The sequence below is a fragment of the Amycolatopsis sp. NPDC114478 genome, assembly GCF_055633805.1.
The window spans coordinates 554,090-578,984 of record NZ_JBVKDO010000002.1 but is presented as its reverse complement, the minus strand read 5'-3'; the positions used below and the strand labels follow the sequence as shown (position 1 = coordinate 578,984).

Genomic DNA, 24,895 nt, shown 5'->3' with positions numbered 1-24,895 from the left:
TAGGCAGCGGGCCGCCGGGTGCCGTCCGGGGCCGGTACCCGGGAAAGATGACGGCCCACGGCTCCGGACTGCGCCACGAGTTCGGCCGCGACACCGGCGCCCACCCAACCGGTGGGTGCGTCCACATCGGAGTGCGTCCCGGCGTCTGCGGCGAATTCACCGACCGGTCCGACGAGCAGGCCGTCGTGGACCGACCGCGGCCTGCGGGACAAGGTCGGCGCCACCCACCGGCCGCTGCCCGAGCTGCTCCACGCCGTCCTCGACGCGGGGCTGGTGTTCGAGCGGTTCGCCGAGGGCGGCGCACCCACGCCGACCGTGCTGGGCTGGCGGGCCGTCAAGCGGTGACCTGCCGGGCCCGGTGGTCGGCGACGTGCACCCGGGTCGCGCAGCGGGTCGAGCAGAAGCGCCGGCGGCCGTTGCGGGACGTGTCGACGTACGCCGTTTCGCACCCCTCCCGGCCGCAGATGCCCAGGCGGTCCGGCGCTTCGCACACCAGGTGGGCCAGGCCGCCCGCGGTGTAGGCGCGGACGCGGCCGACCGGCCCGGCGTCCTCGGCCGAGTAGTGCAGGTGGGGCGGTTTGCCGTCGTGGGTGGTGATGTACGGGCGGCACGCCGCTTCGGCCAGCAGGTCGTTGACCAGCTCCGGGCGGTCGGCGGCGTCCGCGGCGAACACCGGCCGCAGCCGGGCGGCCCACCCCGCGATCCGCGTCGCCTCGTCGTCGGTCAGCGCCGGGATGGACATGCCGTTGCGGACCATCCCGGCCAGCAGCTCGCCCGCCGACCCCGCGTTCACCACGTCGGCGGCCACGAGCGCGGCCGCGCCGCCGTAAGGGTTGAAGTGCACAAAGCCATTACAGCACGATCGGGGAATGGACGTACACCGCTGCCCCCGCTGCGGCTGGCCGCTCGCCGAACTGCCGGCGACCGCGGCCCGGCCCGCCACCCACCGGCTCGACTATGTGCGCTGCGTCTGCGGCAGCTGGCTCGCCCGCCTCGACGGCGAGGTCGTGGGCGCCACGCGCACGCCGTGACTCACAGGTCGAGCGCGCCCGCGGCGTTGTCGTTCCACTGGTCGACGCGGCGGATGTACTCGTACAGCGCGCGGCTGCCGCGGACCCACCGGCCCTGGTCGGCGATCGCGAGGTCGTCGGCCCCGGCTCGCCGCGCCTCGGTGGCGAACCCGGACCGCAGCGAGTGCCCGGTCACCGGGTACGGCAGGCCCGCGCGGACGCCCGCGCGGGTGAGGATCTGGTTGACGCCGGTGGTGCTCAGCGCCGGCTCGCCGACGTTGCCGTGCCGGTCGACGCGGCGGAACGCGGGCCCCCCGGTGATCCCGGCGCCCGAGCGCCACGCGTGCCACGCCCGCACGGGATCGGTGTCGGGGCTCTCGCGCCGCGGGACGACCATGTCACCGGTGCTCTTGCCGTGCCGCACGGTCACCGCCAGCCCCCGGTCGTCGACCGGCTCGACGTCGGTGACCAGCAGGTTCGCCAGATCGGAACACCGGGCGGCGATCGGGAACCCGATCAGCAGCATCGCCCGGTCGCGGGCGCCGGCCAGAGTGTCCGGGCAGGCCCGCGACATCGCCCGCAGGTCGGTGAGGGTGACCATGGTGGCCTTGCCGCGGCCGCGCTGGATCCCCTCGCGGGCCAGCCGCTGCCGGTAGCCCTTCAGCGCCCGCCACGCGGCGCGGCTGGCCTCGGGGTCGACGACGACCTTGTGGTGGCGCAGCCCGGCGAGCGCTCCGGTGAGCCGCCGTTCGATCGTCGAGGGCGCCGCCGGAGCGGCCCGCTCCGGAACCTCGGGCACGGCGCGCTCGTCAGGCCGCAGGGTCCGCCCGCGTTCGAGCCAGACAACGAACCCGGTGAGCGCGCCGATCGACGCCGACAGCGGCGGGATCCCGGCTTCGGCGGTGTAGTCCTGCCAGACCTGCCAGTCCTGGGCGTAAGCCTTGAGCGTGTTGGGCGGCCGTTGCCCATCGACGTGCCGGGCGGCAGCCTCGTCCAGCAGGGCGAGCCGGTCCTGCGGGCTCAGGGCGGCGGTCACCGGTTCCAGCTCGGGCACGCGCCGAGGTTACGGGATGTCGCTGTCTTGATCCTTCCGGCGGTGTCCACGCAGAATTCGTCCGCCGAGGTTGTCGATCCGGCCGGGCGGCGTTCGTATGAGGGGCGAGCCAGCGAAAGGAGCCGACGTGAAGCAGTACCTGCTCAGCATCTACCAGCCCGACGGGCCGACCCCGCCGCCGGACGTGCTCGACGGCGTCGTGAAGAAGCTTGGCGCCCTCAACGCCGACCTCAAGGCGGCCGGGGCCTGGGTGTTCGCGGGCGGGCTGCACCCGCCGTCCACCGCCACCGTGCTGCGCGCCGACGACGGGGACACCCTCATCACCGATGGCCCCTTCGCCGAAGGCAAGGAACACCTCGGCGGGTTCACCATCATCACCGCGCCCGACCTCGACGCGGCGCTCGCCTGGGGCAGCCGGCTCGCCGACGCCGTCGCGCCGCTGCCGGTCGAGGTGCGGCCGTTCGCCGGATGAGCGTCGAAGACGTCTTCGCCGCCGAGTACGGCCGCGCCGTGTCGGTGCTGGTGCGCGTCTTCGGGAGCATCGACGTCGCCGAGGAAGCCGTGCAGGACGCGTTCACCGAGGCGGTGCGGCGGTGGCCGGACGCCGGGATCCCGCCCAGCCCGGCGGGCTGGATCATCACCACGGCCCGCAACCGCGCGATCGACCGGCTGCGCCGCGAGGCCGCCGGCGCGGACAAGCACGCCCAAGCGGCGTTGCTGCACGCCGAGGAAGAGCCCGTGGAGGAGGGCGCCGTGCCCGACGACCGGCTCCGGCTGATCTTCACCTGCTGCCACCCCGCCCTCGCCCGCCCCACGCAGGTCGCGTTGACGCTGCGGCTGCTCGGCGGCCTGACCACCGCCGAGATCGCCGGCGCGTTCCTGGTCGCCGAACCCACGATGGCCCAGCGGATCGTCCGCGCGAAGGGCAAGATCCGCGACGCGGGCATCCCGTACCGCGTCCCGCAGGACGCCGACCTGCCCGCGCGGCTGTCGGCGGTGCTCGCCGTGCTGTACCTGATCTTCAACGAGGGTTACACGGCGAGCGCGGGGGAGGACCTGGTCCGCGACGACCTGTGCCGCGAGGCGATCCGCCTCGCCCGCGTCCTGGCCGGCCTGATGCCCGACGAGCCGGAGGTCTGGGGCCTGCTCGCGCTGATGCTGCTGATCGACGCCCGCCGCGCGACCCGCACGACCGCCTCCGGTGAAGTGGTGCTGCTGGCCGACCAGGACCGGTCGCGCTGGGACGCGGACCTGATCGCCGAGGGCCAGGGCATCGTCCGCCGGTGCCTGCGCCGCAACCAGCCCGGGCCGTACCAGATCCAGGCGGCGATCCAGGCCGTCCACAGCGACGCGCCGACGGACTGGTCCCAGGTCAAGGCGTTGTACGACCAGCTGCTGGGGATCACGCCGACGCCGGTGGTGGCGTTGAACCGGGCGGTCGCGGTCGCCGAGGTCGACGGCCCCGGCGAGGCGTTGGCGTTGGTGGAGGACCTGGATCTGGCTCGGTTCCCGCTGTTCCACGCCATCCGCGCGGACCTGCTGAGCCGCCTGGGCCGAACCGCGGAAGCGACGGCGGCCTACACCGTGGCCATCGACCTCACTCGCAACGCCGCCGAGCGAGCGCTGCTGGAGCGCAAGCGCGCCTCAGCGACGGCGTAGGAGACGCCCTCGACTGTCTGGAGCGAGACCACCACATCTGAGTTCGGATATGTGACCTTATCCAAACCCAGACAGCCATCCAGATTACTTCTGATTTTGAATAGCTCTTTCTAGTTCTGATTAGAAGCTTTGATAAAGTCTCGATCATGACGGAAGATGCTGGTCAGCCACGGGTTTGCGAGTACCGGCGCTGTGGAGCCCCACTGCCGCCGGCGGTGGGACGGGGGAGCCGGGCTCGGTTCTGCCAGGACGGGAAGATCTGGGGGCGGCGGAACCTGTCCTGCCGCGACGCCGAGGCCGTCCTGTCCGACGCCGAGTCGCTGCGGGAAAGCGATACCGAGCTGGACGACACCGCCGTCACCGCGCTCGCCGGGCAGGTCGACCGGGTGCTCGAGCCCGCGCGCGGGCTCGTCGAGACGCTCACGACGCTGCGCCACCAGCTGGAAGCCACCACGGCGACCGCGCTCGCCGAACGCGATGCCGCGCTGGCCGAGGCCGACGAACACCGCCGTCAGCGCGGGCTGGCCGAAGCCGACGCCGGGCAAGCGCGGGAGATTGCGCAGGAAGCCTCCGCTGCCGCGACGGCGGCGGAGAAGGAGAAGGCCGCGGCGATCCGGGAGCGGGACGCGGCCCGCGGCGCCCAGCGGGAGGCACTGCAGGAGCAGCAGCGCGCCGAAGGCCAGTTGGCCGCCGTGCGGGACGAACTGGCCCGGGTCGCCGAGCGAGCCGACGCCGCCGCCGCGGTGGCCGGTGAACGCGCCGGGACGATCGCGACGCTGACCGCCGAACTCGCCGCCACCCGCGCCGCCCTCGATGAGGAACGCGGTCGCAGCCAAGCCGCGGAGAGCCGCGCCGAAACGACGGCCCTCCGTCTCGAAGCGGCCGAATCGCGTGCTGATGCCGCCACCGCACGCCTCGACGCGGCACACGAAGAGCTGACCAAGGCAGCTACTGCCCACCAAACCGCCCAGGACCAGGCACGAATGGAGACGGATCGCCTGCGCGCCCGGTTCGACGAGCGCCTGGCCGAGCTGCAGGCGGCCCACGAGCAGACCGTGCGGTCGATGCACGAGACCACTACGAACCTCGGTGCCGAACTGCGGGCCAGCGCCGGCCGGGCGGACAACGCGGAACGTGCCCTGACCAGGGCGTTGGCGGTCCTGAGGGAGGCGCCGGGCCTGGAGCTGCCCGAGGACGTCACGGCAATGCTCAAGTAGTTACTTGACTATCACGCCCGATGGTCATAACTTAAGTACATGCTTGACCATGAGCTGGACCTGGTGTTCCGCGCCCTGGGCGACCGGACGCGGCGGGCGCTGGTGGAGCGGCTCGTGCGCGGGCCAGCGTCGGTCAGCGAGCTCGCCGAGCCGTTGACGATGTCGCTCGCCGCCGTCGTGCAGCACCTCCAGGTGCTCGAATCCGCCGGGATCGTGCGGTCGGAGAAGGTCGGCCGCGTGCGGACCTGCCGGATCGAGCCGGAGATGCTGCGCGCCGGCGAGCACTGGCTGGGTCGGCAGCGCACCGCGTGGGAAAGCAGGCTCGACCGGCTCGGTGACTTCCTCGCCGAGCCGCCCGACACGTCGGAAGGGACCACGTCATGACCGTCACGCACAGCACGTTCACGCTGGAACGCACCTACGCCGTCCCGCCGGCGCGGGTGTTCGCCGCCTGGGCGGACCCGGCCGCCAAAGCACGCTGGTTCGTCCCCGATGGGACCCACGAGCTGGACTTCCGCGTCGGCGGCGTGGAGACCGTCGGCGCCACCGGCCCGGACGGCATCGCGCTCGCCGTCACCTCGACCTACCACGACATAGTGCCGGAGCAGCGCATCGTCTACTCGACGACGCTCAGCGGCGGCAAGGCGCTCGCCACGGTGTCGATCACCACGGTCGAACTGGCCGCCGACGGCGACGGCACCCGCCTGACCCTCACCGAGCAGGGAACCTTCCTCGACGGCGCCGAAGAACCGGCGTGGCGCGAGCAAGGCACGGGCGACTGGCTGGACCGCCTGGGCGAGGCCCTCCGATGACCGCTGCGCTGGCCACCCTCGTCGAATCCCGGACCGGGGCCGTGGCGGCGAAGGACGTCGAGACGCTGGTGGCCCAGTACGCCGAGGACGTCACGCTGTTCGACGCGCTCGGCCCACTGCGCGACACCGGCCGGGACGTCGAACGGAACCGGCTGCGGGAGTGGTTCGGCGGCTACCGGTCCACGATCGACCTGACCATCAAGGACCTCGAGGTGGTCGCCGACGGCGATGTCGGCTTCGCGCACTACCTGTTCCGGGTCCGCGGCACCATGACCGACGGCACCGAGGTGGACATGTGGGTCCGCGCCACCGTCGGGTTCCGCCGCGGCGAGGACGGCTGGAAGATCGTCCACGAGCACAGTTCCGTGCCGTTCACGCCGTCCGGTACTGCTGCGGGCTGACGCCGAACTCGCGTTTGAACGCCGCGCTCAGCGCGAACGCGCTGCCGTAGCCGACCTGGCGGGCGACCGACGCGATCGTCGACTCCGGGTGCTGGCGCAGCAGATCCGCCGCCAAGGCCAGCCGCCAGCCGGTCAGGTACGCCATCGGGGTCTCACCGACCGTCGTGGCGAAGCGGCGGGCCAGCGAGGCCCGGGAAACTCCGGTGTTGGCGGCGAGCTTCGCGACCGTCCACGGCTCGTCCGGCTGGTGCTGCAGCAACCGCAGTGCCTGCCCGACGACGGGGTCTTCGTGGGCGCGGTACCAGGCGGGCGCGCTGGTGTCGGGCCGGTCGAACCACGCCCTCAGCGCGGCGATCAGCAGCACGTCGAGCAGCCGGTCGAGGACGGCTTCCTGCCCGGGCACGTCCCGGCCGATCTCGCCGGCCAGCAGCCCCACCAGTGGCGTGGGCCAGTCGGCCGCCCGCAGCACGATCAACGCCGGCAGTGCCGCGAGGAGCTTCTTGCTGATCTCCCCTTCCATCCCGTAGGTGCCGGTCAGCAGCACGACCGGGCCGCCGGTGCCCCACGTGCGGACCCCCAGGTCGGCGTAGTCGGTGAGGTGACCGCCGTCGGGGGTGCGGCACTCCTGGCCGGGCAGGATCAGCGCCTGCGGTGGCGTCGACGGGTGGTCGGCGACCAGGTACGGGTCCGGGCCACGGGCGATCGCGACGTCGGCTTCGCCCAGCAGAACGGCCTCGCCGGCGTCCGGGACGATCCACGCCTCGCCGCGCACGACCGACACCACGGTCAGCGGTGCCCGGTCCTCGATGCGCAGCGACCACGGCGGGGTCAGCACCGAGCGGAGCAGGAACGCGCCGTGGGCGCGGGGACCGTCGAGGAGCGCGGCAAGCGGGTCCATGCGCTGAGTGTAGACGCTGGAATATGCGATCGAGCCTGTGAACTATGGAGAGTCTCACCGGCGGCCGGTTGACTCAGAGCCATGACAACGAACTTCCTGGTGGTGGGCGGCACGGGCAAGACCGGGCGCCGCGTGGCGGACCGGCTGCGGGAGCACGGCCTGCCGGTGCGGATCACGTCGCGGCGCGGGGCGCCGCCGTTCGACTGGAGCGATCGCGAGACCTGGGCGCCGGCGCTGAAGGACGTCGACGCCGTCTACCTGACCTACTACCCCGATCTGGTGGTGCCCGGTGCGGCCGCCGACATCCGGGCGTTCGCCGAGCTGGCGGTGGCGCACGGCGTCGGGCACCTGGTGCTGCTGTCGGGCCGCGGCGAGGAAGAGGCCGAGGCGTGCGAGCGGATCGTGGCCGAGGCGGGGACCGGCTGGACGGTCCTGCGGTGCAGCTGGTTCGCGCAGAACTTCAGCGAGCACTTCCTGCTCGACGCGGTGCGCGGCGGTGAGATCGCATTGCCGGCGGGCGCGGTGACCGAACCGTTCATCGACGTCCGCGACATCGCCGACGTCGCGGTGAAAGTGCTCACCGAACCCGGGCACACCGGAAAGCTCTACGAGCTGACCGGGCCACGGCTGCTGAGCTTCGCCGATGCGGCCGCGGAAATCACGGCCGCGTCCGGGCGGGATGTCCGCTATGTTCCGGTTTCCGCCGAGGAGTACGCGGCCGCGGCGCTCGAGTACGGCGTGCCGGAGGACGAGATCGGCGCGTTGACCGAGCTGTTCGCACGCGTGCTCGACGGCCGCAACGAGTCGGTGACCGCCGACGTCGAACGGGTGCTGGGGCGCCCGGCGACGGACTTCACGGACTTCGCGCGGGACGCGGCGGCGACCGGGGTCTGGGCCCGGTGAAGGGGAAGGTGACACCGATGTCCACTGTGGTGCTGGTGGCCGCGCTGGTCGCGGCCGGGTTGATCGCCGGGTTGTTCTACGCCTACGCGTGCTCGGTGATGCCGGGGATCGGCCGCGGCGACGACAAGACGTTCGTGGAGGCGATGCGCGGGATCAACGTCGCGATCGTCAACCCGGTCTTCCTGCTGACTTTCCTGGGGGCGCCGCTGCTGGCGGGCGTGGCGATCTTCCTCGACCCGGGGCCGCGGCCGTGGGTGATCGCCGGGTTCGCGTGCCTGGCGGCGATGGTCGTGATCACCGCCGTGGTGAACATCCCGCTCAACAACGCGCTGGACTCCGGCGGCGACGACTACGCGGCGGTGCGCGCGAACTTCGAGGCGGTGTGGGTGCGCTGGAACGTCCTGCGCGCGGTGGTGAGCACGGCCGGCTTCGGCTGCCTGGTCGCCGCCGTGCTCACCAGGCGGTGACTCAGTCCGCGAGGCGGAAGAGCAGGTCGGTGACCCACTCTTTCGGGTCGGGCACTTCCAAGGGGTTGGTGCGCAGGACTTCCAGGCGGCCACCCCATTCCTCGCCGTCCGGGCCCTCCGTGACGTCCCAGGTGAGGCCCTCGGCGGCGCCCCAGGCCAGGACCGCTCCGGTCGCGGCGGCCAGGCCGTCGGGGGCGCCGACGTAGGTGTCGAGCACATACTTCCCGGCCGGGACTTCGCCGAGGAACGCCGGTTCTTCGGGGTCGAAGCCGCCTTCGATGGGGACGCCGGCTTCGACGGTGAACCGCATGCCGGGGTGCAGGACGCGGTAGCGGAAGAAGGGCGCGCCGGCCGGGACGATCCCGTGCCCGGCGAGAGTGCCGATCAGCGGGGGCAGCCGGTCGGCGATGCGCGGGAACTCCTCGATGCCGAGGGTCGCGCGCTCGGCGACGTAGGGCTGGGCCGGCCGGTCCACGATGGACGGCATCAGGGCTCCTCCGGGACGAAGACGGGACGGACCTCGATACTGCCGTACGTCGCGGCGGGGTGCTTGGCCGCGATCTCCAAGGCTTCGTCGAGGTCGTCGCACTCGATGACGACGTAGCCGCCGATCTGTTCCTTGGCTTCGGCGAAGGGCCCGTCGGTGAGCAGCACTTCACCGTCGCGGACGCGGATGGTGGTGGCTTCCGACGGCGGGCGCAGGCCGCCTCCGCCGTGGATCTTGCCGCGGCGGGCGAGGTCTTCACCCCAGCCGTCGCAGCCGTCGTACTGGTGTTCTTCGGCGGTTTCGTCGCCGGCGATCAGCAGCAGGTACCGCACTTCAGCGTCCTTCCAGTACTTCGCGCAGGCGCGCGGCGAAAGCTTCCGGTTCGGTGGCGAACCCGCCGTGGTCGCCCGGGAACTCCACGGCGGTCAGGCCGAGGCCGTCGGCGAGCCCGAGGCCGGTTTCGTGGGCCGTCGACCCGGCGGACTTCTCCCCGACGGCGACGACCAGCCGTGCGGACGTCGCCCGGAGCGCGTCGAGATCGGGTTCGTAGGCGCCGGTGGCGGCCATCAGGTGGCGGAAGAAGTAGGTGAAGTTGCCTTCGCCACGCGGGTCTAGCGGCGGCGCGGGGTCGACACCGACGAGCGCCATGAACGCGGGGAAGGCCGCACCGATGCCCTGGTCGCGGAACAGCGCGGGGATGTCGGGCCCGTCGAGCGCGCCGGCGGGCAGGTAACGGCTGACCGGTGGCTCGTGCAGCACGACGGTGCGGACGTCGCCGGGGTGGCGGACGACGTTCTCGAGCATCGTGATGGCGCCGCCGCTGCTGGCGAAGACGTCCGCGGGCCCGACCTCGGTGAGCAGGCGGTGCACGTCGTCGGCGTGCTCACCGACGATGTCGTCCCCCGGTTCGCCGTCGAGGGGGCTGCGGCCGAGGCCGCGCGGGTCGTAGGTGACGACGGTGTGGTCCTCGGCCAGCACCGGCCGGATGTGCGTGAACACCGCGGCGTCGGCGGGGCCGCCGGGAACCAGCAGCAGCACCGGACCGCGGCCGGTGACGTCGTAGGTGAGCGTGGCGCCGGGGACGGCGAGGGTGGTCATGAGATTTCCTCCGGTGGTCGGGTTTCGCCCGACCGACGAACGGGCTCGCCCGGGACCGACACCACCTCCGAAATTCTTCGCGTCAGGTAGGCGCGTTCGGCGTCGGTGGGCGCGAGGTCGCGAGCGACGGCGTACCACTCGGCGGCTTCGGCGGTCCGGCCCAGGCGGCGGAGGAAGTCGGCGCGGGTGGCGGGCAGCAGGTGGTAGCCGTCCATGTCCAGCTCGTCGAGCAGGGCGAGACCGGCGAGCGGGCCGTCGGCCATGCCGACCGCGACGGCCCGGTTGAGCTCCACGACGGCGCTGGGGACGAACTTGCGCAGCTCGCCGTAGAGGCCCGCGATCTGGGCCCAGTCGGTGTCGGCGGGTGTCTCGGCGGTGGCGTGGCAGGCGGCGATGGCGGCCTGGATCTGGTACGACCCCGGGCGCCGCCGGCGCAACGCCGTCTCCAGGACCTGGGTGCCTTCGGCGATTTCGCCCGCGTCCCACCGGGTGCGGTCCTGTTCCTCGAGCGGGACGAGCTCGCCGTCGGGGCCGGTGCGGGTGGCGCGGCGGGCGTGCTGCAGCAGCATCAATGCGAGCAGGCCGAGGACCTCGGGTTCGTCGGGCATGAGCCGGGCCAGGACGCGGGCGAGGCGGACGGCTTCGGCGGCGAGGTCGGGGCGCAGCAGGTCGGGTCCGGCGCTGGCGGAGTAGCCCTCGTTGAACGTCAGGTACAGCACGCCGAGGACGGCGGCGGTGCGTTCGGGCAGCAGGTGCGCGGGCGGGACGCGGTAGGGGATGCCGGCGCCCTTGATCTTGCGCTTCACCCGCACGAGCCGCTGGGACATGGTGGCTTCGGGGACGAGGAACGCGCGGGCGATCTCGGCGGTGGAGAGCCCGGCGAGGGTACGCAGGGCGAGGGCGACCTGGGCTTCGGTGGCCAGGGCCGGGTGGCAGCAGGTGAAGATCAGCCGTAGCCGGTCGTCGGCTACACCGGAGCCGTCCGGGTCTGGGGCGTCGGGGACGTCCATCAGCGCGGCCTCCCGCAGCTTGGCGGCGCCGACGGTGTCGCGGCGGAGCCGGTCGGTGGCGCGGTTGCGGGCGGCGGTGGTCAGCCAGGCACCGGGTCGTTTCGGGACGCCGTCGCGGGGCCAGGTGCGCAGGGCGAGGGCAAACGCCTCCTGGGCGCACTCCTCGGCGAGGTCCCAGTCGCCGGTGATCCGGATGAGCGTGGCCACGACCTGGCCCCACTCTTCGCGGAACGCTTCCGCGACCGCGGTCTCGACGTCCACCGTGCCTCCTTCGCGCCGGGTCACCCACCCGACGAACGGCTCGGGCCGGAACCGACAGCGGCCGCGTGGCAGGCGCCGAACCCTTCGGCGCGCGCGACGATCCGGCCGTCTTCGACGCGGACGGCGGTCTCGGTGGCGTCGCTGACCGCGGTGACGCCGGCGGCCGCGGCGAGCTCGCCGGTCGCGTCGCAGATCAGCCGCAGCCGAGGCCGGGCCGGGGGCGCAACGGCCTGGTCGAGGCAGCCGCGCAGGTCGGCGACGGCGAGCCGGGCCAGCGGGGCGAGTTCGCCGGGGTCGCTGGTGACGAGCACGGCGGTGACGTCGGCGCCGGCGCGCACGGCTTCTTCGAAGGCGGCGGCGCGGTGCAGGCCGAGGACGGTGACGACGCCGTCGCCGGGCCGGACCGGCTCGCCGGTCAGCAGGTCGGTCACCGTCGGCGGTGCCCAGGGCTCGTCGGCGGGCCGGGCCTGGGCGGCGAGGGGCGGGGTCGCCGGCCAGTCGTCGTCGAGGCCCAGGTCGAGCAGCGCGGCGCAGGCGGTGACGATGTGGAACGGTTCGCCGAAGCCGGGTGCGGCCGCGGCGAGCTGGCTCGCGCCGTGCAACGTCGTCAACGCGGCTTCGGCGACGCGGACGAGGCGCCGGCCGGGGCGGAGCCGTTCCAGGGCGAGCCCGAGCAGGATCGCGTCGACGCGCATGAGCTGCGCGAACGGCCGGCGGGTGTGCTCGTCGGCGAGGATCTCCGGGAGCAGGTCGCGGCCGAGGCGGGCTTCGCCGCTGTCGGCGTCGGTGGCCAGGGGCAGACGGGCGACCCAGGCGCGGGCGAACGCGGCCAGGGCGTCGGCGGCGGTGGGGTCCGCCGGCGGGGTGGCGGGCCGGGGCGCGCGTTCGGCGAGGTCGGCCAGGACGGCGAAGTACAGGGCTCGTTTGCCGGGGAAGTTGGAGTAGACCGCGCCGCGGGTCAGCTCGGCGCGTTCGGCGATGACGTCGATCTTCGCCTCGCGGAAGCCGCGCCGGGCGAACTCGTCGCGGGCGGCGGCGAGGACCTTCGCGCGGTTGCGTTCCTGGGTTTCCGCCCTGCTGAGCCTGACCATCGTCCTCCTTGCCGTGCCGGTGCGAGCCAAGATACCGTGACCACTGAGATGATAAGAACATCTGATTACAACATCTGGAGTGGTGGATGACCCCCGAGATCGACCTGACCGACTTCAAGGTCCTGACCGACCCCTTCACCGCCTACGACCAGGCGCGCGAAGTGAGCGCGGTGGCGCGGCTGGTGATCCCCGGCTTCGGCCCGTTCTGGGCGCTCACCCGCTATCGCGAGGCCCGCGCGATGCTGGCCGACTCGCGGTTCGAGGTCCGCTCCGAGAGCTTCATGCGCCCGCCCGGCATCCCCGAGCACTGCCTCGAGTACCTGCGGACCATGGCCGAGCAGGACGGCCCCGAGCACCTGCGGCTGCGGCGGCTGGTCGCGCCGGCGTTCACCCCGAAACGCGCCGCGCAGCTGCGGCCACGGCTGGCGGAGCTGACCGGACGGCTGCTCGACGAGCTGCCCGGCCACGCCGAGGACGGCGTCGTGGACCTGGTGCCGCACTTCGCCCGGCCGCTGCCGATGGACGTCATCTGCGAGCTGGCGGGCATCGCCGAGGCCGACCGGCCGCGCTGGCGGGAGTACGGCGCCGCGGTCGCGGGCGGAGCCGGTCCGGACTTCGCCGCCGCGATCCCGGCGATCATCGAGGGCGCGAAGGAGGCGGTGGCGCGCAGCCGGGCCGAACCGGGTGACGACCTCATCGGCGACCTCGTCCACGCCCAGGACGGTGACCGGCTCACCGACACCGAGCTGGTCACCCTCGTCTGGCACCTGGTCCTGGCCGGGCAGACGCCGGTGAACCTGATCGCCAACGCCGTCGAAGTGCTGCTGCGGCACCCGGACCAGCTGGACCTGCTGCGGGCGGACCCGGAGTTGTGGCCGGGTGCGGTCGAGGAGCTGATGCGCTTCTGCAGCCCGCAGCTGCTGACCACGCCGCGCTTCGCCCGCGAGGACGTCGAGATCGACGGGCAGCTGATCCGCGAAGGCGAGCGGGTGACCGCGGCGATGGTGGCCGCCGACCGCGATCCGCGCGTGTTCGGCGACGCGGACCGCCTCGACGTCACGCGTACCGGGCCCGCGCAGCTCGGCTTCTCGCACGGCCCGCACTTCTGCCTGGGCGCGTCGATCGCGCGGGTGGAGACGGAAGTGGCGCTCTCGACGCTGTTCCGGCGCTTCCCGAACCTGGAGCTGGCCGGCGACGTCCCCCGCGCTCCGGACGGCGGGACGTGGCGGCCGGCGAAGCTACTTCTGACGCTCTGACACGAGCGCCTGGATGCCGTCGAGGACGCGGGCGAGGCCGAAGCGGAAGGTGTAGGCCGGGTCTTCGGCGGCGTTGTGGGCTTCGCCCGCGGCCTGGCCGACGCGCGAGGCCAGGGGGTAGTGCTCGGCGGCGGCCGCCGGGATGCCGGCGAGCACCGGCGCGGCGCGCTCCCACCACTGCGCGTCGGTCAGGCCGCTGGTGCGGACCAGGCGGGCGGCGTCGAGCGAGCTGCGCGCGGTGGTCCGCACCAGGCCGGTGACGAGGCCGACGGCGGCGTCCATCTCGACGTCGTCGAGGCCGATGCCCTCGACCGCGCGCAGCTCGTGCTCGTACTTGGCGAAGCTGTGCGGGCCCAGCGCCGAGCGGCTGCTGGTGATCTGCAGCAGCCACGGGTGGCGGTGGAACAGCGCCCACTGGTCTTCGGCGATCGCGGTCAGCGCGTCGCGCCAGCCGAGGGCCGGGTCGGGGACGGGCAGCTCGCCGTGGGCGTGGTCGATCATCAGGTCCAGCAGCTCGGCGCGGCCCGGCACGTAGGTGTAGAGCGACATGGGGGAGACGCCGAGCTGCTCGGCGACGCGGCGGATGGTGACGGCCTCGATGGTGTCGGCGTCGGCCAGCGCGATGGCCGCGCGGACGACGTCGGCCGTGGCCAGCTTGGGTTTCGGGCCGCGTCGCGGGGGCGCGGAGACGCCCCAGAGCAGCTCGATCGCCCGTCGCGGGTCGCCGTCGCCGTTGTCCTCGGTGCGCACGCCGCTCATTCTGCCCACCGGATTCTCGTACGTCGTACAGAGTTGTGCTAACCTCTTCTTCGTACATAGTACAGAGTTAAGGGGCCTTGATGACTCCGCAGATCCACGCCGAGGGACTTCGCAAGCGCTACGGCGACGCGTACGCTCTCGATGGGTTCGACCTCTCCGTCCCCGCCGGGTCGCTGCACGGCCTGCTGGGCCCCAACGGTGCGGGCAAGACCACGGCCGTGCGCGTGCTCTCCACCCTCTTGGGGCACGACGGTGGTGGCGCGCGCGTGGCCGGGTTCGACGTCGCCACCGAACCGGCGAAAGTGCGCTCGGCGATCGGGCTGGTCGGCCAGCAGGCCGCGGTCGACGAAATCCTGTCCGGCCGCCAGAACCTGGTGCTGTTCGGCCGGCTGCACCACTTGGGCCGGCGCGAAGCCACGCGCCGCGCCGACGACCTGCTCGAACGCTTCGGCCTGGCCGACACCGGCTCGAAGCCGGTCTCGGCGTATTCGGGCGGCATGCGGCGACGGCTGGACCTGGCCGCGTCACTGCTGGCCACCCCGCGGGTGCTCTTCCTCGACGAGCCGACGACCGGCCTCGACCCACGCAGCCGCACCGAAGTGTGGCGCGCGGTGCGGTCCCTGGTCGCCGACGGCACCACCGTCCTGCTCACCACGCAGTACCTGGAGGAAGCCGACCGCCTGGCCGACCGGATCTCGCTGGTCGAGCACGGCCGCGTGATCGCCGAAGGCACCCCGGACGAGCTGAAGGGCTCGCTCGGCGCGACCCGGATCGAGCTGGCGCTGACCGATCCGGACGTCGTGGGTGCGGCGACGGCGTTGCTGGCCCGGGTCACCGGCGCCGAGCCGGTCACCGAGGAGCTGCGCGTGAGCGCGCCGGCCGAGCCGTCGATGCTGACCGACCTCGTCCGCGAGCTGGCCGCGACCGAACTGGCCGTCGCCGACGTGGCGCTGCGGCACCCGACGCTGGACGAAGTGTTCCTGGAGCTGACCGGAAAGGCGTCGCGATGAGGTGGGCTCTCGAAGACGGCTGGACGCTGACCGGGCGTTACCTCGCGCAGCTGGCCCGGCGCCCGGCGCGGCTGGCCACGGTGGTGGCGTTCCCGATCCTGATGGTAGATGCCGGCGGTGCGGCCGGGGCCAGGTGCATGACGGTTTCGCCGTCGCCGAGGCCGGAGGTGCCGGGCAGGGACAGCACGGCCAGTTAGGCGCCGATGAACTTCGTCAGCCCGGCCTCCTCGCCGAAGGTCAGGCGCCGGACGTTCGAGTGCAGCCCGTCGGCGCCGACGACGAGGTCGAACCTCCGCGGCGCGGCGTGCTCGAAGGTGACGTCGCCGTCGGGGGAGAGGGCCGTGATCGAGTCGCCGAAGAGGTACTCGACGTCGTCGCGGCCGGCGTCGTAGTAGATCTCGCTGAGGTCGTCGCGCATGATCTCGACGTGCCGGTCGGAGGTGGCGCGGTAGATCTTCGACAGGTCCACGGGCGGCGCACGCCCATCCGTTCGGTGATGTCCATGGCGGGCCGGAAGAGGTCGACGGCGTGGCCGCCGGTCTTGCGCAGCGCCGGGGCGCGCTCGACGACGGTGACGTCGAAGCCGTGGCGGGTGAGCCAATAGGCGAGCACAGGGCCGGCGATGCTGGCGCCCGAGACGAGGATCCGCATCAGCACCTCCCTGACTTAACGATAGGTAAGCTGCATTACAGGCCCTTACCTATCGTTAAGTCAGTTATGCTGGGCGCGTGCCGAAACCCTCCGACACCAAACAGCGCATCCTCGACGTCGCCCGCGACCTCTTCACGACGCAAGGGGTACAGCGCACCAGCCTGCAGGACATCGCCGACCGGCTGGGCATCACCAAACCCGCGCTCTACTACCACTTCCCGTCGCGCGACGACCTCGTCCGCAGCATCGTCGCCCCGATGCTCGACGACGGCGAGCAGTTCCTCCTCGCCCAGGAAGCCCGCGGCGACGCCCCGGTCCGCCAGCTGGTCGAAGGGTTCTTCGACTTCAACTACCGGCACCGCGCCGACGTGATCATGCTGCTGGCCGAGATGCCGACGCTGGCCGACCTCGGCCTCATCGACAAGGCACTGGGTTGGCGCACCCGGCTCACCGCGCTGATCTGCGGCCCGTCGCCGACCCTCGAGCGGCAGGCCAGGGCCATCCTCGCGCTCGGCGGCCTGCAGGACGTCTGCATGCAGTTCCCCGACGCCCCCGTCGAGGAACTCAAAGCCGCCGCGGTCGCCGGCGCCCTCGACGCCCTCGGGAGCTAACGCACCGCCGCACGCTCGATGATCGCGCCCGTGTCCACCCCGACCGGCAGCGTGCCGAACGCGATACCCCAGTCGCCGCCGAAGCGGGACGCGCAGAACGCGTCCGCGACCGCCGGGTGACCGTGGCGCACCAGCAGCGACCCCTGCAGCACCAGCGCCATCGCCTCGACCACCCGCCGGGCCCGGTACTCGATGCCGTCGAGGTCGGTCAGCTCCTTGCGGACGCGGCCCACGGCGTCGTCGAGCCGCGCGTCGCCGCCCGCTGCCTGCTCGACCTCGGTGAAGAACGCCGCGACCGACTCCGGCTGCTTGCCCATGGCGCGCAACGCGTCCAGCGCGGCGACGTTGCCCGAGCCCTCCCAGATCGACGACAGCGGCGCCTCGCGGTAGAGCCGCGGCATGCCCGACTCCTCGACGTACCCGTTGCCGCCGAAGCACTCCAGCGCCTCGGCCGCGTGCATCGGCGCCCGCTTGCACACCCAGTACTTCGACACCGCCAGGCCCAGCCGCCGGAACGCCTGCTCCTGCGCGTCCTCGCGCCGGTCGCCCGCCGCGGCCAGCCGCATCGCCACCGTCGTCGCCGCTTCCGACTCGACCACGAGATCCGCGAGCACGTTGGCCATCAGCGGCTGGTCGACCAGCGCCTTGCCGAACGCGTGCCGGTGCGTCGCGTGGTGCACCGCGCGGACCGCGCCCAGCCGCATGCCGGACGCGCTGCCCAGCGTGCAGTCCAGCCGGGTGTTGTTGACCATCTCGATGATCGTGCGGACCCCGCGGCCCTCCTCGCCGACCAGCCAGCCCACCGCGTTGTCGTACTCGATCTCCGACGACGCGTTCGACCGGTTGCCCAGCTTGTCCTTCAGCCGCTGCAACCGGATCGGGTTGCGCGAGCCGTCGGGCAGGACGCGGGGGAGCAGGAAGCACGAGAGCCCGCCGGGCGCCTGGGCCAGCGTCAGGAACATGTCCGACATCGGCGCCGAGGTGAACCACTTGTGCCCGACGAGGGTGTAGCTGCCGTCCGCGCTCGGCGTCGCCGTCGTCGTGTTGGCCCGGACGTCGGAGCCTCCCTGCTTCTCCGTCATCGACATGCCCGCGATCAGGCCGCGCTTGCCGCTCGGCTCCCGCAGCCCGAAGTCGTACTCGGTCGCCGCCAGCAGCGGCTCGTACCGCGCGGCCAGCTCCGGGTTGGCCCGCAGCGCCGGAACCGCCGCGTACGTCATCGAAATCGGGCAGCTGTGCCCCGCCTCGACCTGGCCCCAGACGTAGAACTTCGCCGCCCGCGCCGCGTGCGCACCCTCGCGCCGGTCCTGCCACGGCGTGCCGTGCAAGCCGTGCGACACCGCGACGGTCATCAGGTCGTGCCAGTGCGGGTGGAACTCGACTTCGTCGATGCGGTTCCCGTACCGGTCGTGGGTGCGCAGCACCGGCTCGTTCTCGTTGACCAGCCGGCCCCACTCCTGGGCCTGCTCGCTCCCGGCCAGCCGGCCCAGCTCGTGCACCTCGCCCGCCGCCCAGCCCGCGCCCGCCCGCTCCAGGCCTTCCAGCAACGCCGGGTCGGCACCGACGTCGTGGCCGGTCAGCGGCGGGACCTGGTTGGTGACCTCATGCGTGGCGGGCATCGGAACCTCCTAGAGCGCGGACGACGAACGTGCGGAGCTCGGCGACGTCACCGGCGTTGCCGCTGGTCAACGGGCCGATGAGGACTTCGGCGGCCGCGCCGACCAGCGCGGCGGCGGTGAGCCGGTCGTCCTGCGGCGGCAGGGTGCCGTCCTTGACGCCGGCCGCGACGTGCTCGGCGACGACCTCGGTGAACGCGCGCCGGAACTCCAGCCGCTCGGCGTCGATCAGCGCGTTGACCGGCTCGGCGAGCAGCGCGTAGGCCTGCCTCGGGGCTTTCAGGGCGCGCTGGGCGAAGGTCTCGAACACCGCCAGGACCCGCTCGGCGGGCGCACCGGGCTGCGCGGACACCGCCCGGACGGCTTCGACCTCCCGCGTCACGACCTGCCGGAACACGTGCACGACCAGGTCGGCCTTGGTGGGGAAGTGCTGGTAGACGCTGCCGACGGCGACTCCGGCGCGTTCGGCCACCGCGGCGACTGAGCAGCCGCCATAGCCGTGTTCGGCCAGCTGCTCGGTCGCGGCGGCGACGATCGTCGCGCGCTGGGCGTCCAGGCGTTCCTGCACCTTCGGGGTGCGGCGGTAGGGCACGTCAAGAAGTGAAGCACTGATTCATTGCTTCAGTCAACGCTCGAGCGGCGGACGCAGGAACGCCAGCACCCGCCGCACCCCCGGCAGATACCGCCACCCCGCAGACCTGCAACACGAACGCGTACTCGTCACCCCGGATCACCTGGTCAGGGGGCCCGCTTCACCAGCGCCACCAGGTAGCGGCAGGGGAGCGGCCCCGGGTTCGCGAACACGCAGTCCGCCGCCGGCCCCAGCTGCAAGCAGTCCCCAGCGTCCAGTTCGTGCACCTCCGCGTCCTCGTGGAACCGCAGGTGTCCCTCCAGCACCCAGATCTGCTGGTGCAGGAACGCGTACGTCCCCGCCGCCAACGGGACCCGCGCCCCCGGCGGCAGCTCGACCTCCACCAGCTCCAGCGGACGCCCGCCCGCGGGGGAGACCGCCCGCCGCCGGTACCCGGAGTCCGGGTCCACCCACACCGGCTGCTCCGCCGCGCGCACCAGCCGCCGCTCGTCGCCCTCGGCCCGCGCGATCAGCTCCGACAACGTCATGCCCAGCGCGGCGGACAGCTTCGCCAGCAACGCGGCCGTCGGCTGCACGTGACCCCGCTCGATCTTGCCGATCATCGCGCGCGACACTCCGGACTGCTCCGCGAGCGCAGCGGCCGACAGACCTCGGGACGTGCGAGCCGCGTGGACGGTGGCCGCCAGACGCGCGGTCAGGGGATCGGTCATAACTCGGGATACTATACGAGCCAGTTTAGCTACCATATGAGCCATGATTCGAGACGCCCTTCCCGCCGACGCCGCCGCATGCGCCGCCGTCTACGCGCCCTACGTCACCGACACCGCCATCTCCTTCGAAACCGAACCGCCCTCCGCCACCGAAATGGCCCACCGCATCACCCACGCGCACGCCTGGTTCGTCCTCGAGGACGACGGCCACATCGCCGGCTTCGCCTACGCCCACCCCTTCGCCGAACGCGCCGCCTACCAGTGGTCCTGCGAAACCAGCATCTACCTCGAACGCGGCCGCCACCGCACCGGCGCCGGCCGCGCCCTCTACGAGACCCTCTTCGAACGCCTGCGGGACAAGGGTTTCTGCCGCGCCTTCGCCGGGATGACCCTCCCGAACGACGCCAGCGCCGGCCTGCACCGCGCGCTCGGCTTCGAGCCCGCCGGCGTCTACCGCCGCGTCGGCTGGAAACACGACGCGTGGCACGACGTCGCCTGGGTCCAGAAAGACCTTCAAGCAACCGATGGTTGCGCATCACCGCCACCGCGGCTACCGTAACGAGCAACCAAACGTTGCACGAGGAGCCGACATGGACCACGGAACACTCGAACGCGAAATCCACATCGAAGCGACCCCCGACGTCGTCTTCGACGTCGTCAGCAACCCCGAACACGTCCGCGAATGGTGGCCCGACGAAGCCGAATACCCCGTCGAACCCGGGGGAGAAGGCCGCATCGCCTTCGGCGGTAACTGGGTCGGGTTCACCGTCGTCGACGCCATCCCGCCCAAACACTTCTCCTTCCGCTGGACCCACGCCGAGGGGGAGACCGCCGCCGAGGGCAACTCGTTCCTCGTCGTCTTCGAGCTCGAGCCCACCGCCACCGGCACCCGCCTGCGGATGACCGAAACCGGCTTCCGCGAGCGCGGCTGGGACGAAGCCAAGATCGCCGCCGAATACGCCGACCACGTCAGCGGCTGGGACCACTTCCTGCCCCGCATCCCCGCCTGCGCCGCCAAGGCGGGAGCCCGCCGGTGAGCACCGCCGTGGACGATGACCTCTGGTCCGCCATCGGCGACCCCACCCGCCGCCGCATGCTCGACCTACTGCTCAGCAAAGGCGGGGGAACGGCCACCAGCCTCAGCGAACACCTCCCGGTCACCCGCCAAGCCGTCGCCAAGCACCTCACCGTCCTCGACCGCGTCGGCCTCGTCCACGCCCGGCCCGAAGGACGCGAAAAGCAGTTCCACGTCGACGAAACCCAGCTCGCCCGCGCCGCCGCCCAGCTCGCCGACGTCGGCAAGACCTGGGACGCCCGACTCCAGCGCATCAAGCGCATCGCCGAAACCATCGAACGAAAGAAGAAGTAAATGGACATCCTGCACCGCGTCGGCATCCAGAAGTCCACACCGGACCAGGTCTACGACGCACTCACCACCCTCGACGGCCTCTCCGGCTGGTGGACCGAGAAGACCGAGGGGGACACCGACCTCGGCGGCGTCATCGCGTTCCGGTTCATCCCCGGCGGCTTCGACATGAAGGTCATCGAGCTCGACCCGGGCCGGCTCGTCCGTTGGGAGGTCGTCGACGGCCCGCCCGAGTGGATCGGCACGACGATCCGCTGGGACGTCGAGCAGCGCGCCGACCACACGATCGTGCTGTTCAAGCACGAAGGCTGGCGCGAGGCCGGCGAGTTCATGCACCACTGCAGCACGAAGTGGGCCATCTACCTGATGAGCCTCAAGCAGCTCCTGGAGACCGGGGAGGGCGCCCCGGCACCGCGGGACGTCATGATCAGCGACTGGCACTGACATTACTTGACATAATGTACATTATCGGCACTTGAGGACGCCCTGCGGCGACGAGCCGGGAGGGTGCCGAAGGCGGGAATCCCGGGAGACGCGTTCAGTTCGTCAGGACGGCTTCTCCTGAGGTTTCCGGCTGAGCCTCACGTCGCCTCGCACCGCCAGGACATCTGGGGGTGCCTCCAGGGGTCGCAGGAGCATCCCCTGGAGGCGCGCTACCAATGTCCCGCCACTCGACCTCAAAACGTCACGGTGACGAAACTACGTTGACCGATCCGGCGTCAAGAGGTCGATTGGCGACGCTGACGCGTCAGGCTCACGAGATGCTCCGTCAGCCTGACGCCCCAGGCCGATCCTGCGGCCGACCAGGCCCTCGAACATACGTGCGCATCCCCGCCGCGTGCACCGAGGGGCGATTCGGGGTCGAAATCGTCCCAGAGAGAGTCTGGGATCCCCCGGGAGGCCCTTCCGGGCTAAACCGACATTTCATGCATAATGGCAATTATGCATGAAATCGGGAGAGTGACCCGGCGTCCGAAATTGTCGGTGGTCTGCGGTACAAGATCCACATGAAGGTTTCCGAGGCCCAGCAAGCCTTCTTCGCGGCCCGCCGGCCCCGCAAGGACTCTCCGCACACCACCGACGCCTACCGCCGCGACCTCGCGGGGATCACCACTCTCCTGGTTTCCGAGCTCGGGCGCCCGGCCGAGGACCTGGACGTCGCCGACCTGACCGGGCCGGCGCTGCGGGCGGTGTTCGGCGTGTTCGCTGACGGGCACGCGAAGAGCTCGGTGCTGCGCGCGTGGTCGACGTGGAACCAGTTCCTGACGTTCTGCGTGGCGGACGGGCTCCTGGAGGGCAACCCGATGGGTGCCGTGGCGCGGCCGCGGACGCCGGCGTTGACGCCGAAGCCGTTGCGGGGTGAGGAAACCCCGGAGCAGCTGCTGTCGGCGGCGGCCGCGGGTTCGCGGCGCGCGCGGGATCCGTGGCCGGAGCGGGACGTGCTGGTGATCGCGCTGGGGCTGGTGGCGGGGTTGCGGGCGGCGGAGATGCGGGCGTTGACGGCGCGGTCGCTGGTGGGGCGCGCGGGTGAGCTGCGGTTGCACGTGACGGGGAAGGGCAGCCGGGACCGGTCGATCCCGGTGCAGCCGGTGCTGGCGGAGCTGATCGAGCGGTACCGGGAGTCGTGCCGGGCGCGGTTCCCGAGTGTGCGGTTCTCCCCTGGTTCGCCGTTGCTGCTGGATCGGTCGGGTGAGCCGATCGGGCGGGGTGCGCTGGAGTACCTGGTGAAGTCGTGTTACCGGGGTGCGGGGTTGCACGATCGGGTGCCGGTGGGGGCGAATCTGCACGCGTTGCGGCACACGTTCGCGACGCGGTTGGCGGAGGACGGTGCGTCGGCTTCGGAGATCATGGCGTTGCTGGGGCACGCGAGCTTGGCGACGAGCCAGAACTACATCGAGGCGACGGGCCGGGAGCAGCGGGCGGCGGCGGCGAGCAACCGGACGTACCGGGCCTTGGATGGGCTGGGGTGAGGCCGGTCAGCGGAGCTGTTCGAGGTCCTTGGCGGCGCGGGCGATCTCTTCGGCGAGGCCGCGCAGTTCCCGGGGGTCGGCGCCGTCGTCGGCGGCGGTGACGATGTCCTCGGCCGCGCAGCGGAGCTGGAAGAGCCGGTCCTGGAGGGCGGCGATCTCGGTGTCGGAGAGGACGACGGCGTCTTCGGGCAGTCCGCTTCGCTGCAGCGCCGTGCGGCGTTCGTAGGCGCGCTGGCGGCAGGATTGGCCGCAGTAGCGGCGGCGCCGGCCGACGTTGCCGGCTTCGGGCAGGCGGCGGCCGCACCAGCCGCAGTGCTTCGGGGCGCCGCGGCGGGCGGGGGCGGTTTCGAGCTGTGTCAGTTCGGCGGCTTCCCTCACCCGGGAGACCCTAGCTGGCCACCGGTTGCTCATGCCGGGGTCATGGCGGAAGGGCACACTTGGGGGATGCAGGCGTCGTTTCCGTACCTGGCCGATCCGATCCCCCGTGCGTTCGCCCACCGGGGGTGGCACCTCGGCGAGCTCGAGGGGCTGGAGAACTCGCTGCCGGCGTTCCGGCGGGCGTGCGAGGAGGGGTACCGGTACCTGGAGACCGACGTGCACGCGACGGCGGACGGGGTGGTGGTCGTGCACCACGACCCGAATCTGGACCGGACGACGGACGGGTCGGGGCCGATCGCGGCGCAGACGTGGGCGCAGCTGAAGGGCGTCAAGGTCGGGGGGAAGGCTCCGCTGTCGCGGTTGGAGGACGTGCTGGAGGAGCTGCCGAACGCGCGGTTCAACGTCGATGTGAAGGTCGATCGGGCGGTGGAGCCGTTCGTGGAGGTGCTGGAGCGGACGCAGGCGCACGATCGGGTGGCGGCGGCGGCGTTTTCGGACGCGCGGCTGGTGCGGTTGCGGAAGCTGGCGGGGCCGAAGCTGGTGACGGCGATGGGGCCGCGGTCGGCGTTCGCGTTGTGGGTGCGGGGCAGGCTGCCGCTGCTCCCCCTCGGGCGGCTGGTGCTGGGGGCGATGGCGCAGGTGCCGGTGCGCCAGGGTGCGTTGCGAGTGGTGGACAAGGCGTTCGTGTCGATCGCGGGGCGTTCGGGGATCGAGGTGCACACGTGGACCATCGACGATCCGGCGGAGATGCGGATGCTGCTGGACCTCGGGGTGCACGGGATCGTGACGGACCGGCCGGACCTGCTGCGCGAGGTGCTGATCGAGCGGGGTGCGTGGCAGCGGTCGCAGGAGGCGTGAGCGGTCAGCGGGGTGCTTTGCCGTTCCAGGCGGCGTCCCAGGTCTTGGGGCCGAGCAGGCCGCTGTCCTTGATGCCGTTGGCGCGTTGGAGGTCGAGGACGGCGGTGCGGGTCTTTTCGTAGTAGCAGCCGGTGCCGGTGAAGCCGTAGCCGTAGGCGTTCATGCGCAGCTGGAAGGCTTTGAGCGGGTCGGCACAGTCGCCGTACTGGTAGACGACGCCGGGCCAGGCGGGCTTGGGACCGCCGGGTCCCGGGGGCGGGGTGGGCAGTCCTCCCCCGCCGATGTAGGCGGATTCGGCGTAGGTGGGGACGCGTTTGCTGCGGGCGTCGGCGTCGCCGGCGAGCTTGAGCATGCCGGCGCACTGCCAGGGCTGCCAGCCGCGCATGCGGTAGAGGTAGAGGGCGCGGTAGTCCTGTTCGGCGGGGGCGGCCTGGTCGGGGCGGCCGGCGCCGCCGACGCTGCGCCAGGTGGGCAGGTCGAACTGGTAGGCGCCGTAGTAGCCGTTGCCGGTGTTGGTGGCGTAGCGGCCGCTGGATTCGCACATGCGGAGCTTGGCCCAGGTGTTCGACGCGGGGTCCGCGGACGCGGCGGCGGGGACGGTGAGCTGCAGACCCATGGCGGCGAAGGCGAGGAGCAGGACTCTCGCGGCGGTGCGTCTCCGGTTTTGGATCATGCGTGCACAGTAGGAGCGTGTCCCACTGACCACAAGGGACACACTGAGCACCTCAGTCTCACACGAAACACCGTTCA

35 protein-coding genes are annotated in these 24,895 nt (G+C 72.2%); 20 read left to right on the top strand and 15 right to left on the bottom strand.

The genetic code is table 11. The features are described from left to right. The first annotated feature begins 111 nt into the window (after positions 1-111). Positions 112-345: a hypothetical protein gene (locus tag ACZ7OH_RS07415; RefSeq protein WP_470280064.1), complete on the top strand. Its 234-nt coding sequence runs from the start codon at positions 112-114 to the stop codon at positions 343-345. On the opposite strand, the gene ACZ7OH_RS07410 is transcribed toward ACZ7OH_RS07415, so the two are convergent. After that, entirely contained in the window at positions 335-844 is a 510-nt protein-coding gene (locus tag ACZ7OH_RS07410) for a CGNR zinc finger domain-containing protein (RefSeq protein ID WP_470280063.1), read from the bottom strand. The genes ACZ7OH_RS07415 and ACZ7OH_RS07410 overlap by 11 nt on opposite strands. Before the next feature lie 25 nt (positions 845-869). Here ACZ7OH_RS07410 and ACZ7OH_RS07405 point away from each other — a divergent pair, with 25 nt between their 5' ends. Beyond that, a complete protein-coding gene (locus ACZ7OH_RS07405) occupies positions 870-1,031 on the top strand; it encodes a hypothetical protein (RefSeq protein ID WP_400907027.1) in 162 nt (53 codons plus the stop codon). A 1-nt stretch (position 1,032) separates the two neighbouring features. On the opposite strand, the gene ACZ7OH_RS07400 is transcribed toward ACZ7OH_RS07405, so the two are convergent. After that, on the bottom strand, positions 1,033-2,064 hold the full coding sequence (locus ACZ7OH_RS07400; protein WP_470280062.1) for a site-specific integrase: 1,032 nt from the start codon (positions 2,062-2,064) through the stop codon (positions 1,033-1,035). 127 nt (positions 2,065-2,191) lie between these two features. Between ACZ7OH_RS07400 and ACZ7OH_RS07395 the strand changes: the two genes are divergently transcribed. From ACZ7OH_RS07395 to ACZ7OH_RS07370, 6 genes are all read left to right on the top strand, one after another. Next, entirely contained in the window at positions 2,192-2,536 is a 345-nt protein-coding gene (locus ACZ7OH_RS07395) for a YciI family protein (RefSeq protein ID WP_470280061.1), read from the top strand. Continuing rightward, positions 2,533-3,723 (top strand): RNA polymerase sigma factor, encoded by a 1,191-nt coding sequence (locus ACZ7OH_RS07390; RefSeq protein WP_470280060.1) that lies wholly within the window; start codon positions 2,533-2,535, stop codon positions 3,721-3,723. The genes ACZ7OH_RS07395 and ACZ7OH_RS07390 overlap by 4 nt, the downstream gene beginning before the upstream one ends. A 146-nt stretch (positions 3,724-3,869) precedes the next feature. Then, a complete protein-coding gene (locus ACZ7OH_RS07385) occupies positions 3,870-4,940 on the top strand; it encodes a hypothetical protein (RefSeq protein ID WP_470280059.1) in 1,071 nt (356 codons plus the stop codon). A gap of 39 nt (positions 4,941-4,979) precedes the next feature. Beyond that, positions 4,980-5,324, top strand: coding sequence for an ArsR/SmtB family transcription factor (locus tag ACZ7OH_RS07380; protein WP_470280058.1), 345 nt, complete (start codon positions 4,980-4,982; stop codon positions 5,322-5,324). Next, the gene (locus ACZ7OH_RS07375) at positions 5,321-5,752 is read left to right on the top strand and encodes an SRPBCC domain-containing protein (RefSeq protein ID WP_400907043.1); all 432 of its coding nucleotides are present in this window, start codon (positions 5,321-5,323) and stop codon (positions 5,750-5,752) included. The genes ACZ7OH_RS07380 and ACZ7OH_RS07375 overlap by 4 nt, the downstream gene beginning before the upstream one ends. Continuing rightward, positions 5,749-6,153 (top strand): YybH family protein, encoded by a 405-nt coding sequence (locus tag ACZ7OH_RS07370; RefSeq protein WP_470280057.1) that lies wholly within the window; start codon positions 5,749-5,751, stop codon positions 6,151-6,153. The genes ACZ7OH_RS07375 and ACZ7OH_RS07370 overlap by 4 nt, the downstream gene beginning before the upstream one ends. On the opposite strand, the gene ACZ7OH_RS07365 is transcribed toward ACZ7OH_RS07370, so the two are convergent. Next, complete coding sequence (locus ACZ7OH_RS07365; protein WP_470280056.1) at positions 6,125-7,051, bottom strand: AraC family transcriptional regulator; 927 nt, start codon at positions 7,049-7,051, stop codon at positions 6,125-6,127. The genes ACZ7OH_RS07370 and ACZ7OH_RS07365 overlap by 29 nt on opposite strands. 81 nt (positions 7,052-7,132) lie before the next feature. Here ACZ7OH_RS07365 and ACZ7OH_RS07360 point away from each other — a divergent pair, with 81 nt between their 5' ends. Both ACZ7OH_RS07360 and ACZ7OH_RS07355 read left to right on the top strand, forming a co-directional pair. Continuing rightward, a complete protein-coding gene (locus tag ACZ7OH_RS07360) occupies positions 7,133-7,954 on the top strand; it encodes an NAD(P)H-binding protein (protein WP_470280055.1) in 822 nt (273 codons plus the stop codon). Between the two features lie 17 nt (positions 7,955-7,971). Then, on the top strand, positions 7,972-8,421 hold the full coding sequence (locus ACZ7OH_RS07355) for an anthrone oxygenase family protein (RefSeq protein ID WP_470280054.1): 450 nt from the start codon (positions 7,972-7,974) through the stop codon (positions 8,419-8,421). Position 8,422: 1 nt separating this feature from the next. Here the strand turns inward: ACZ7OH_RS07355 and ACZ7OH_RS07350 are convergent, their stop codons facing one another. Genes ACZ7OH_RS07350 through ACZ7OH_RS07330 form a run of 5 tightly spaced genes read right to left on the bottom strand, consistent with a single transcriptional unit; the run spans position 8,423 to position 12,368 of the window. Then, on the bottom strand, positions 8,423-8,908 hold the full coding sequence (locus ACZ7OH_RS07350; RefSeq protein WP_470280053.1) for a GyrI-like domain-containing protein: 486 nt from the start codon (positions 8,906-8,908) through the stop codon (positions 8,423-8,425). Next, a complete protein-coding gene (locus tag ACZ7OH_RS07345) occupies positions 8,908-9,240 on the bottom strand; it encodes a YciI family protein (protein WP_400907060.1) in 333 nt (110 codons plus the stop codon). Before ACZ7OH_RS07345 ends, ACZ7OH_RS07350 begins: the two co-directional genes overlap by 1 nt. 1 nt (position 9,241) lies before the next feature. Then, positions 9,242-10,006 (bottom strand): alpha/beta fold hydrolase, encoded by a 765-nt coding sequence (locus tag ACZ7OH_RS07340; RefSeq protein ID WP_470280052.1) that lies wholly within the window; start codon positions 10,004-10,006, stop codon positions 9,242-9,244. Continuing rightward, complete coding sequence (locus ACZ7OH_RS07335) at positions 10,003-11,277, bottom strand: RNA polymerase sigma factor (protein ID WP_470280051.1); 1,275 nt, start codon at positions 11,275-11,277, stop codon at positions 10,003-10,005. The genes ACZ7OH_RS07340 and ACZ7OH_RS07335 overlap by 4 nt, the downstream gene beginning before the upstream one ends. Positions 11,278-11,297: 20 nt before the next feature. Next, entirely contained in the window at positions 11,298-12,368 is a 1,071-nt protein-coding gene (locus ACZ7OH_RS07330; RefSeq protein WP_470280050.1) for a TetR/AcrR family transcriptional regulator, read from the bottom strand. 86 nt (positions 12,369-12,454) lie between these two features. On the opposite strand from ACZ7OH_RS07330, the gene ACZ7OH_RS07325 reads away from it, so the two are divergent. After that, positions 12,455-13,624 (top strand): cytochrome P450 family protein, encoded by a 1,170-nt coding sequence (locus ACZ7OH_RS07325; RefSeq protein ID WP_470280049.1) that lies wholly within the window; start codon positions 12,455-12,457, stop codon positions 13,622-13,624. Here ACZ7OH_RS07325 and ACZ7OH_RS07320 read toward each other — a convergent pair. Then, on the bottom strand, positions 13,607-14,383 hold the full coding sequence (locus ACZ7OH_RS07320; protein WP_470280048.1) for a TetR/AcrR family transcriptional regulator C-terminal domain-containing protein: 777 nt from the start codon (positions 14,381-14,383) through the stop codon (positions 13,607-13,609). The genes ACZ7OH_RS07325 and ACZ7OH_RS07320 overlap by 18 nt on opposite strands. Before the next feature lie 80 nt (positions 14,384-14,463). Here ACZ7OH_RS07320 and ACZ7OH_RS07315 point away from each other — a divergent pair, with 80 nt between their 5' ends. Continuing rightward, complete coding sequence (locus ACZ7OH_RS07315; protein ID WP_470280047.1) at positions 14,464-15,393, top strand: ATP-binding cassette domain-containing protein; 930 nt, start codon at positions 14,464-14,466, stop codon at positions 15,391-15,393. Then, positions 15,390-15,590 (top strand): hypothetical protein, encoded by a 201-nt coding sequence (locus ACZ7OH_RS07310; RefSeq protein WP_470280046.1) that lies wholly within the window; start codon positions 15,390-15,392, stop codon positions 15,588-15,590. The genes ACZ7OH_RS07315 and ACZ7OH_RS07310 overlap by 4 nt, the downstream gene beginning before the upstream one ends. On the opposite strand, the gene ACZ7OH_RS07305 is transcribed toward ACZ7OH_RS07310, so the two are convergent. Further along, entirely contained in the window at positions 15,587-15,862 is a 276-nt protein-coding gene (locus tag ACZ7OH_RS07305) for a hypothetical protein (protein WP_470280045.1), read from the bottom strand. The two genes, ACZ7OH_RS07310 and ACZ7OH_RS07305, sit on opposite strands and share 4 nt — an antisense overlap. Before the next feature lie 259 nt (positions 15,863-16,121). Between ACZ7OH_RS07305 and ACZ7OH_RS07300 the strand changes: the two genes are divergently transcribed. Further along, positions 16,122-16,655 (top strand): TetR/AcrR family transcriptional regulator, encoded by a 534-nt coding sequence (locus ACZ7OH_RS07300; RefSeq protein WP_470280044.1) that lies wholly within the window; start codon positions 16,122-16,124, stop codon positions 16,653-16,655. Here the strand turns inward: ACZ7OH_RS07300 and ACZ7OH_RS07295 are convergent. The 3 genes from ACZ7OH_RS07295 to ACZ7OH_RS07285 form a co-directional block, all read right to left on the bottom strand. After that, the gene (locus tag ACZ7OH_RS07295; protein WP_470280043.1) at positions 16,652-18,274 is read right to left on the bottom strand and encodes an acyl-CoA dehydrogenase family protein; all 1,623 of its coding nucleotides are present in this window, start codon (positions 18,272-18,274) and stop codon (positions 16,652-16,654) included. The two genes, ACZ7OH_RS07300 and ACZ7OH_RS07295, sit on opposite strands and share 4 nt — an antisense overlap. Beyond that, positions 18,258-18,863, bottom strand: coding sequence for a TetR/AcrR family transcriptional regulator (locus ACZ7OH_RS07290; RefSeq protein WP_470280042.1), 606 nt, complete (start codon positions 18,861-18,863; stop codon positions 18,258-18,260). Before ACZ7OH_RS07290 ends, ACZ7OH_RS07295 begins: the two co-directional genes overlap by 17 nt. Positions 18,864-19,009: 146 nt before the next feature. Continuing rightward, positions 19,010-19,573 (bottom strand): helix-turn-helix domain-containing protein, encoded by a 564-nt coding sequence (locus ACZ7OH_RS07285; RefSeq protein WP_470280041.1) that lies wholly within the window; start codon positions 19,571-19,573, stop codon positions 19,010-19,012. A gap of 43 nt (positions 19,574-19,616) precedes the next feature. On the opposite strand from ACZ7OH_RS07285, the gene ACZ7OH_RS07280 reads away from it, so the two are divergent. From ACZ7OH_RS07280 to ACZ7OH_RS07260, 5 genes are all read left to right on the top strand, one after another. Continuing rightward, the gene (locus ACZ7OH_RS07280; RefSeq protein WP_470280040.1) at positions 19,617-20,132 is read left to right on the top strand and encodes a GNAT family N-acetyltransferase; all 516 of its coding nucleotides are present in this window, start codon (positions 19,617-19,619) and stop codon (positions 20,130-20,132) included. 31 nt (positions 20,133-20,163) lie between these two features. Next, positions 20,164-20,610, top strand: a complete 447-nt coding sequence (locus tag ACZ7OH_RS07275; protein WP_470280039.1) for an SRPBCC domain-containing protein — start codon at positions 20,164-20,166, stop codon at positions 20,608-20,610. Next, positions 20,607-20,942 (top strand): ArsR/SmtB family transcription factor, encoded by a 336-nt coding sequence (locus ACZ7OH_RS07270; protein WP_470280038.1) that lies wholly within the window; start codon positions 20,607-20,609, stop codon positions 20,940-20,942. The genes ACZ7OH_RS07275 and ACZ7OH_RS07270 overlap by 4 nt, the downstream gene beginning before the upstream one ends. Next, positions 20,943-21,383, top strand: a complete 441-nt coding sequence (locus tag ACZ7OH_RS07265; protein WP_470280037.1) for an SRPBCC family protein — start codon at positions 20,943-20,945, stop codon at positions 21,381-21,383. 545 nt (positions 21,384-21,928) lie between these two features. Beyond that, a complete protein-coding gene (locus tag ACZ7OH_RS07260; protein ID WP_400907114.1) occupies positions 21,929-22,909 on the top strand; it encodes a tyrosine-type recombinase/integrase in 981 nt (326 codons plus the stop codon). A gap of 6 nt (positions 22,910-22,915) precedes the next feature. Here the strand turns inward: ACZ7OH_RS07260 and ACZ7OH_RS07255 are convergent, their stop codons facing one another. Beyond that, positions 22,916-23,287: a hypothetical protein gene (locus tag ACZ7OH_RS07255; RefSeq protein ID WP_470280036.1), complete on the bottom strand. Its 372-nt coding sequence runs from the start codon at positions 23,285-23,287 to the stop codon at positions 22,916-22,918. A 66-nt stretch (positions 23,288-23,353) separates the two neighbouring features. Between ACZ7OH_RS07255 and ACZ7OH_RS07250 the strand changes: the two genes are divergently transcribed. Then, positions 23,354-24,145, top strand: coding sequence for a glycerophosphodiester phosphodiesterase (locus tag ACZ7OH_RS07250; RefSeq protein WP_470280035.1), 792 nt, complete (start codon positions 23,354-23,356; stop codon positions 24,143-24,145). Between the two features lie 4 nt (positions 24,146-24,149). Here the strand turns inward: ACZ7OH_RS07250 and ACZ7OH_RS07245 are convergent, their stop codons facing one another. Beyond that, positions 24,150-24,818 (bottom strand): transglycosylase family protein, encoded by a 669-nt coding sequence (locus ACZ7OH_RS07245; protein ID WP_470280034.1) that lies wholly within the window; start codon positions 24,816-24,818, stop codon positions 24,150-24,152. Positions 24,819-24,895: the final 77 nt, after the last annotated feature.

Excerpts from the sequence above, each read along its gene's own strand:
- ACZ7OH_RS07405 (WP_400907027.1), top strand. The coding sequence starts at position 870 with ATGGACGTACACCGCTGCCCCCGCTGCGGCTGGCCGCTCGCCGAACTG.
- ACZ7OH_RS07390 (WP_470280060.1), top strand. The coding sequence starts at position 2,533 with ATGAGCGTCGAAGACGTCTTCGCCGCCGAGTACGGCCGCGCCGTGTCG.
- ACZ7OH_RS07385 (WP_470280059.1), top strand. The coding sequence starts at position 3,870 with ATGACGGAAGATGCTGGTCAGCCACGGGTTTGCGAGTACCGGCGCTGT.
- ACZ7OH_RS07380 (WP_470280058.1), top strand. The coding sequence starts at position 4,980 with ATGCTTGACCATGAGCTGGACCTGGTGTTCCGCGCCCTGGGCGACCGG.
- ACZ7OH_RS07375 (WP_400907043.1), top strand. The coding sequence starts at position 5,321 with ATGACCGTCACGCACAGCACGTTCACGCTGGAACGCACCTACGCCGTC.
- ACZ7OH_RS07370 (WP_470280057.1), top strand. The coding sequence starts at position 5,749 with ATGACCGCTGCGCTGGCCACCCTCGTCGAATCCCGGACCGGGGCCGTG.
- ACZ7OH_RS07365 (WP_470280056.1), bottom strand. The coding sequence starts at position 7,051 with ATGGACCCGCTTGCCGCGCTCCTCGACGGTCCCCGCGCCCACGGCGCG.
- ACZ7OH_RS07360 (WP_470280055.1), top strand. The coding sequence starts at position 7,133 with ATGACAACGAACTTCCTGGTGGTGGGCGGCACGGGCAAGACCGGGCGC.
- ACZ7OH_RS07355 (WP_470280054.1), top strand. The coding sequence starts at position 7,972 with ATGTCCACTGTGGTGCTGGTGGCCGCGCTGGTCGCGGCCGGGTTGATC.
- ACZ7OH_RS07350 (WP_470280053.1), bottom strand. The coding sequence starts at position 8,908 with ATGCCGTCCATCGTGGACCGGCCGGCCCAGCCCTACGTCGCCGAGCGC.
- ACZ7OH_RS07340 (WP_470280052.1), bottom strand. The coding sequence starts at position 10,006 with ATGACCACCCTCGCCGTCCCCGGCGCCACGCTCACCTACGACGTCACC.
- ACZ7OH_RS07330 (WP_470280050.1), bottom strand. The coding sequence starts at position 12,368 with ATGGTCAGGCTCAGCAGGGCGGAAACCCAGGAACGCAACCGCGCGAAG.
- ACZ7OH_RS07325 (WP_470280049.1), top strand. The coding sequence starts at position 12,455 with ATGACCCCCGAGATCGACCTGACCGACTTCAAGGTCCTGACCGACCCC.
- ACZ7OH_RS07320 (WP_470280048.1), bottom strand. The coding sequence starts at position 14,383 with ATGAGCGGCGTGCGCACCGAGGACAACGGCGACGGCGACCCGCGACGG.
- ACZ7OH_RS07315 (WP_470280047.1), top strand. The coding sequence starts at position 14,464 with ATGACTCCGCAGATCCACGCCGAGGGACTTCGCAAGCGCTACGGCGAC.
- ACZ7OH_RS07310 (WP_470280046.1), top strand. The coding sequence starts at position 15,390 with ATGAGGTGGGCTCTCGAAGACGGCTGGACGCTGACCGGGCGTTACCTC.
- ACZ7OH_RS07295 (WP_470280043.1), bottom strand. The coding sequence starts at position 18,274 with ATGCCCGCCACGCATGAGGTCACCAACCAGGTCCCGCCGCTGACCGGC.
- ACZ7OH_RS07285 (WP_470280041.1), bottom strand. The coding sequence starts at position 19,573 with ATGACCGATCCCCTGACCGCGCGTCTGGCGGCCACCGTCCACGCGGCT.
- ACZ7OH_RS07280 (WP_470280040.1), top strand. The coding sequence starts at position 19,617 with ATGATTCGAGACGCCCTTCCCGCCGACGCCGCCGCATGCGCCGCCGTC.
- ACZ7OH_RS07275 (WP_470280039.1), top strand. The coding sequence starts at position 20,164 with ATGGACCACGGAACACTCGAACGCGAAATCCACATCGAAGCGACCCCC.
- ACZ7OH_RS07265 (WP_470280037.1), top strand. The coding sequence starts at position 20,943 with ATGGACATCCTGCACCGCGTCGGCATCCAGAAGTCCACACCGGACCAG.
- ACZ7OH_RS07250 (WP_470280035.1), top strand. The coding sequence starts at position 23,354 with ATGCAGGCGTCGTTTCCGTACCTGGCCGATCCGATCCCCCGTGCGTTC.
- ACZ7OH_RS07245 (WP_470280034.1), bottom strand. The coding sequence starts at position 24,818 with ATGATCCAAAACCGGAGACGCACCGCCGCGAGAGTCCTGCTCCTCGCC.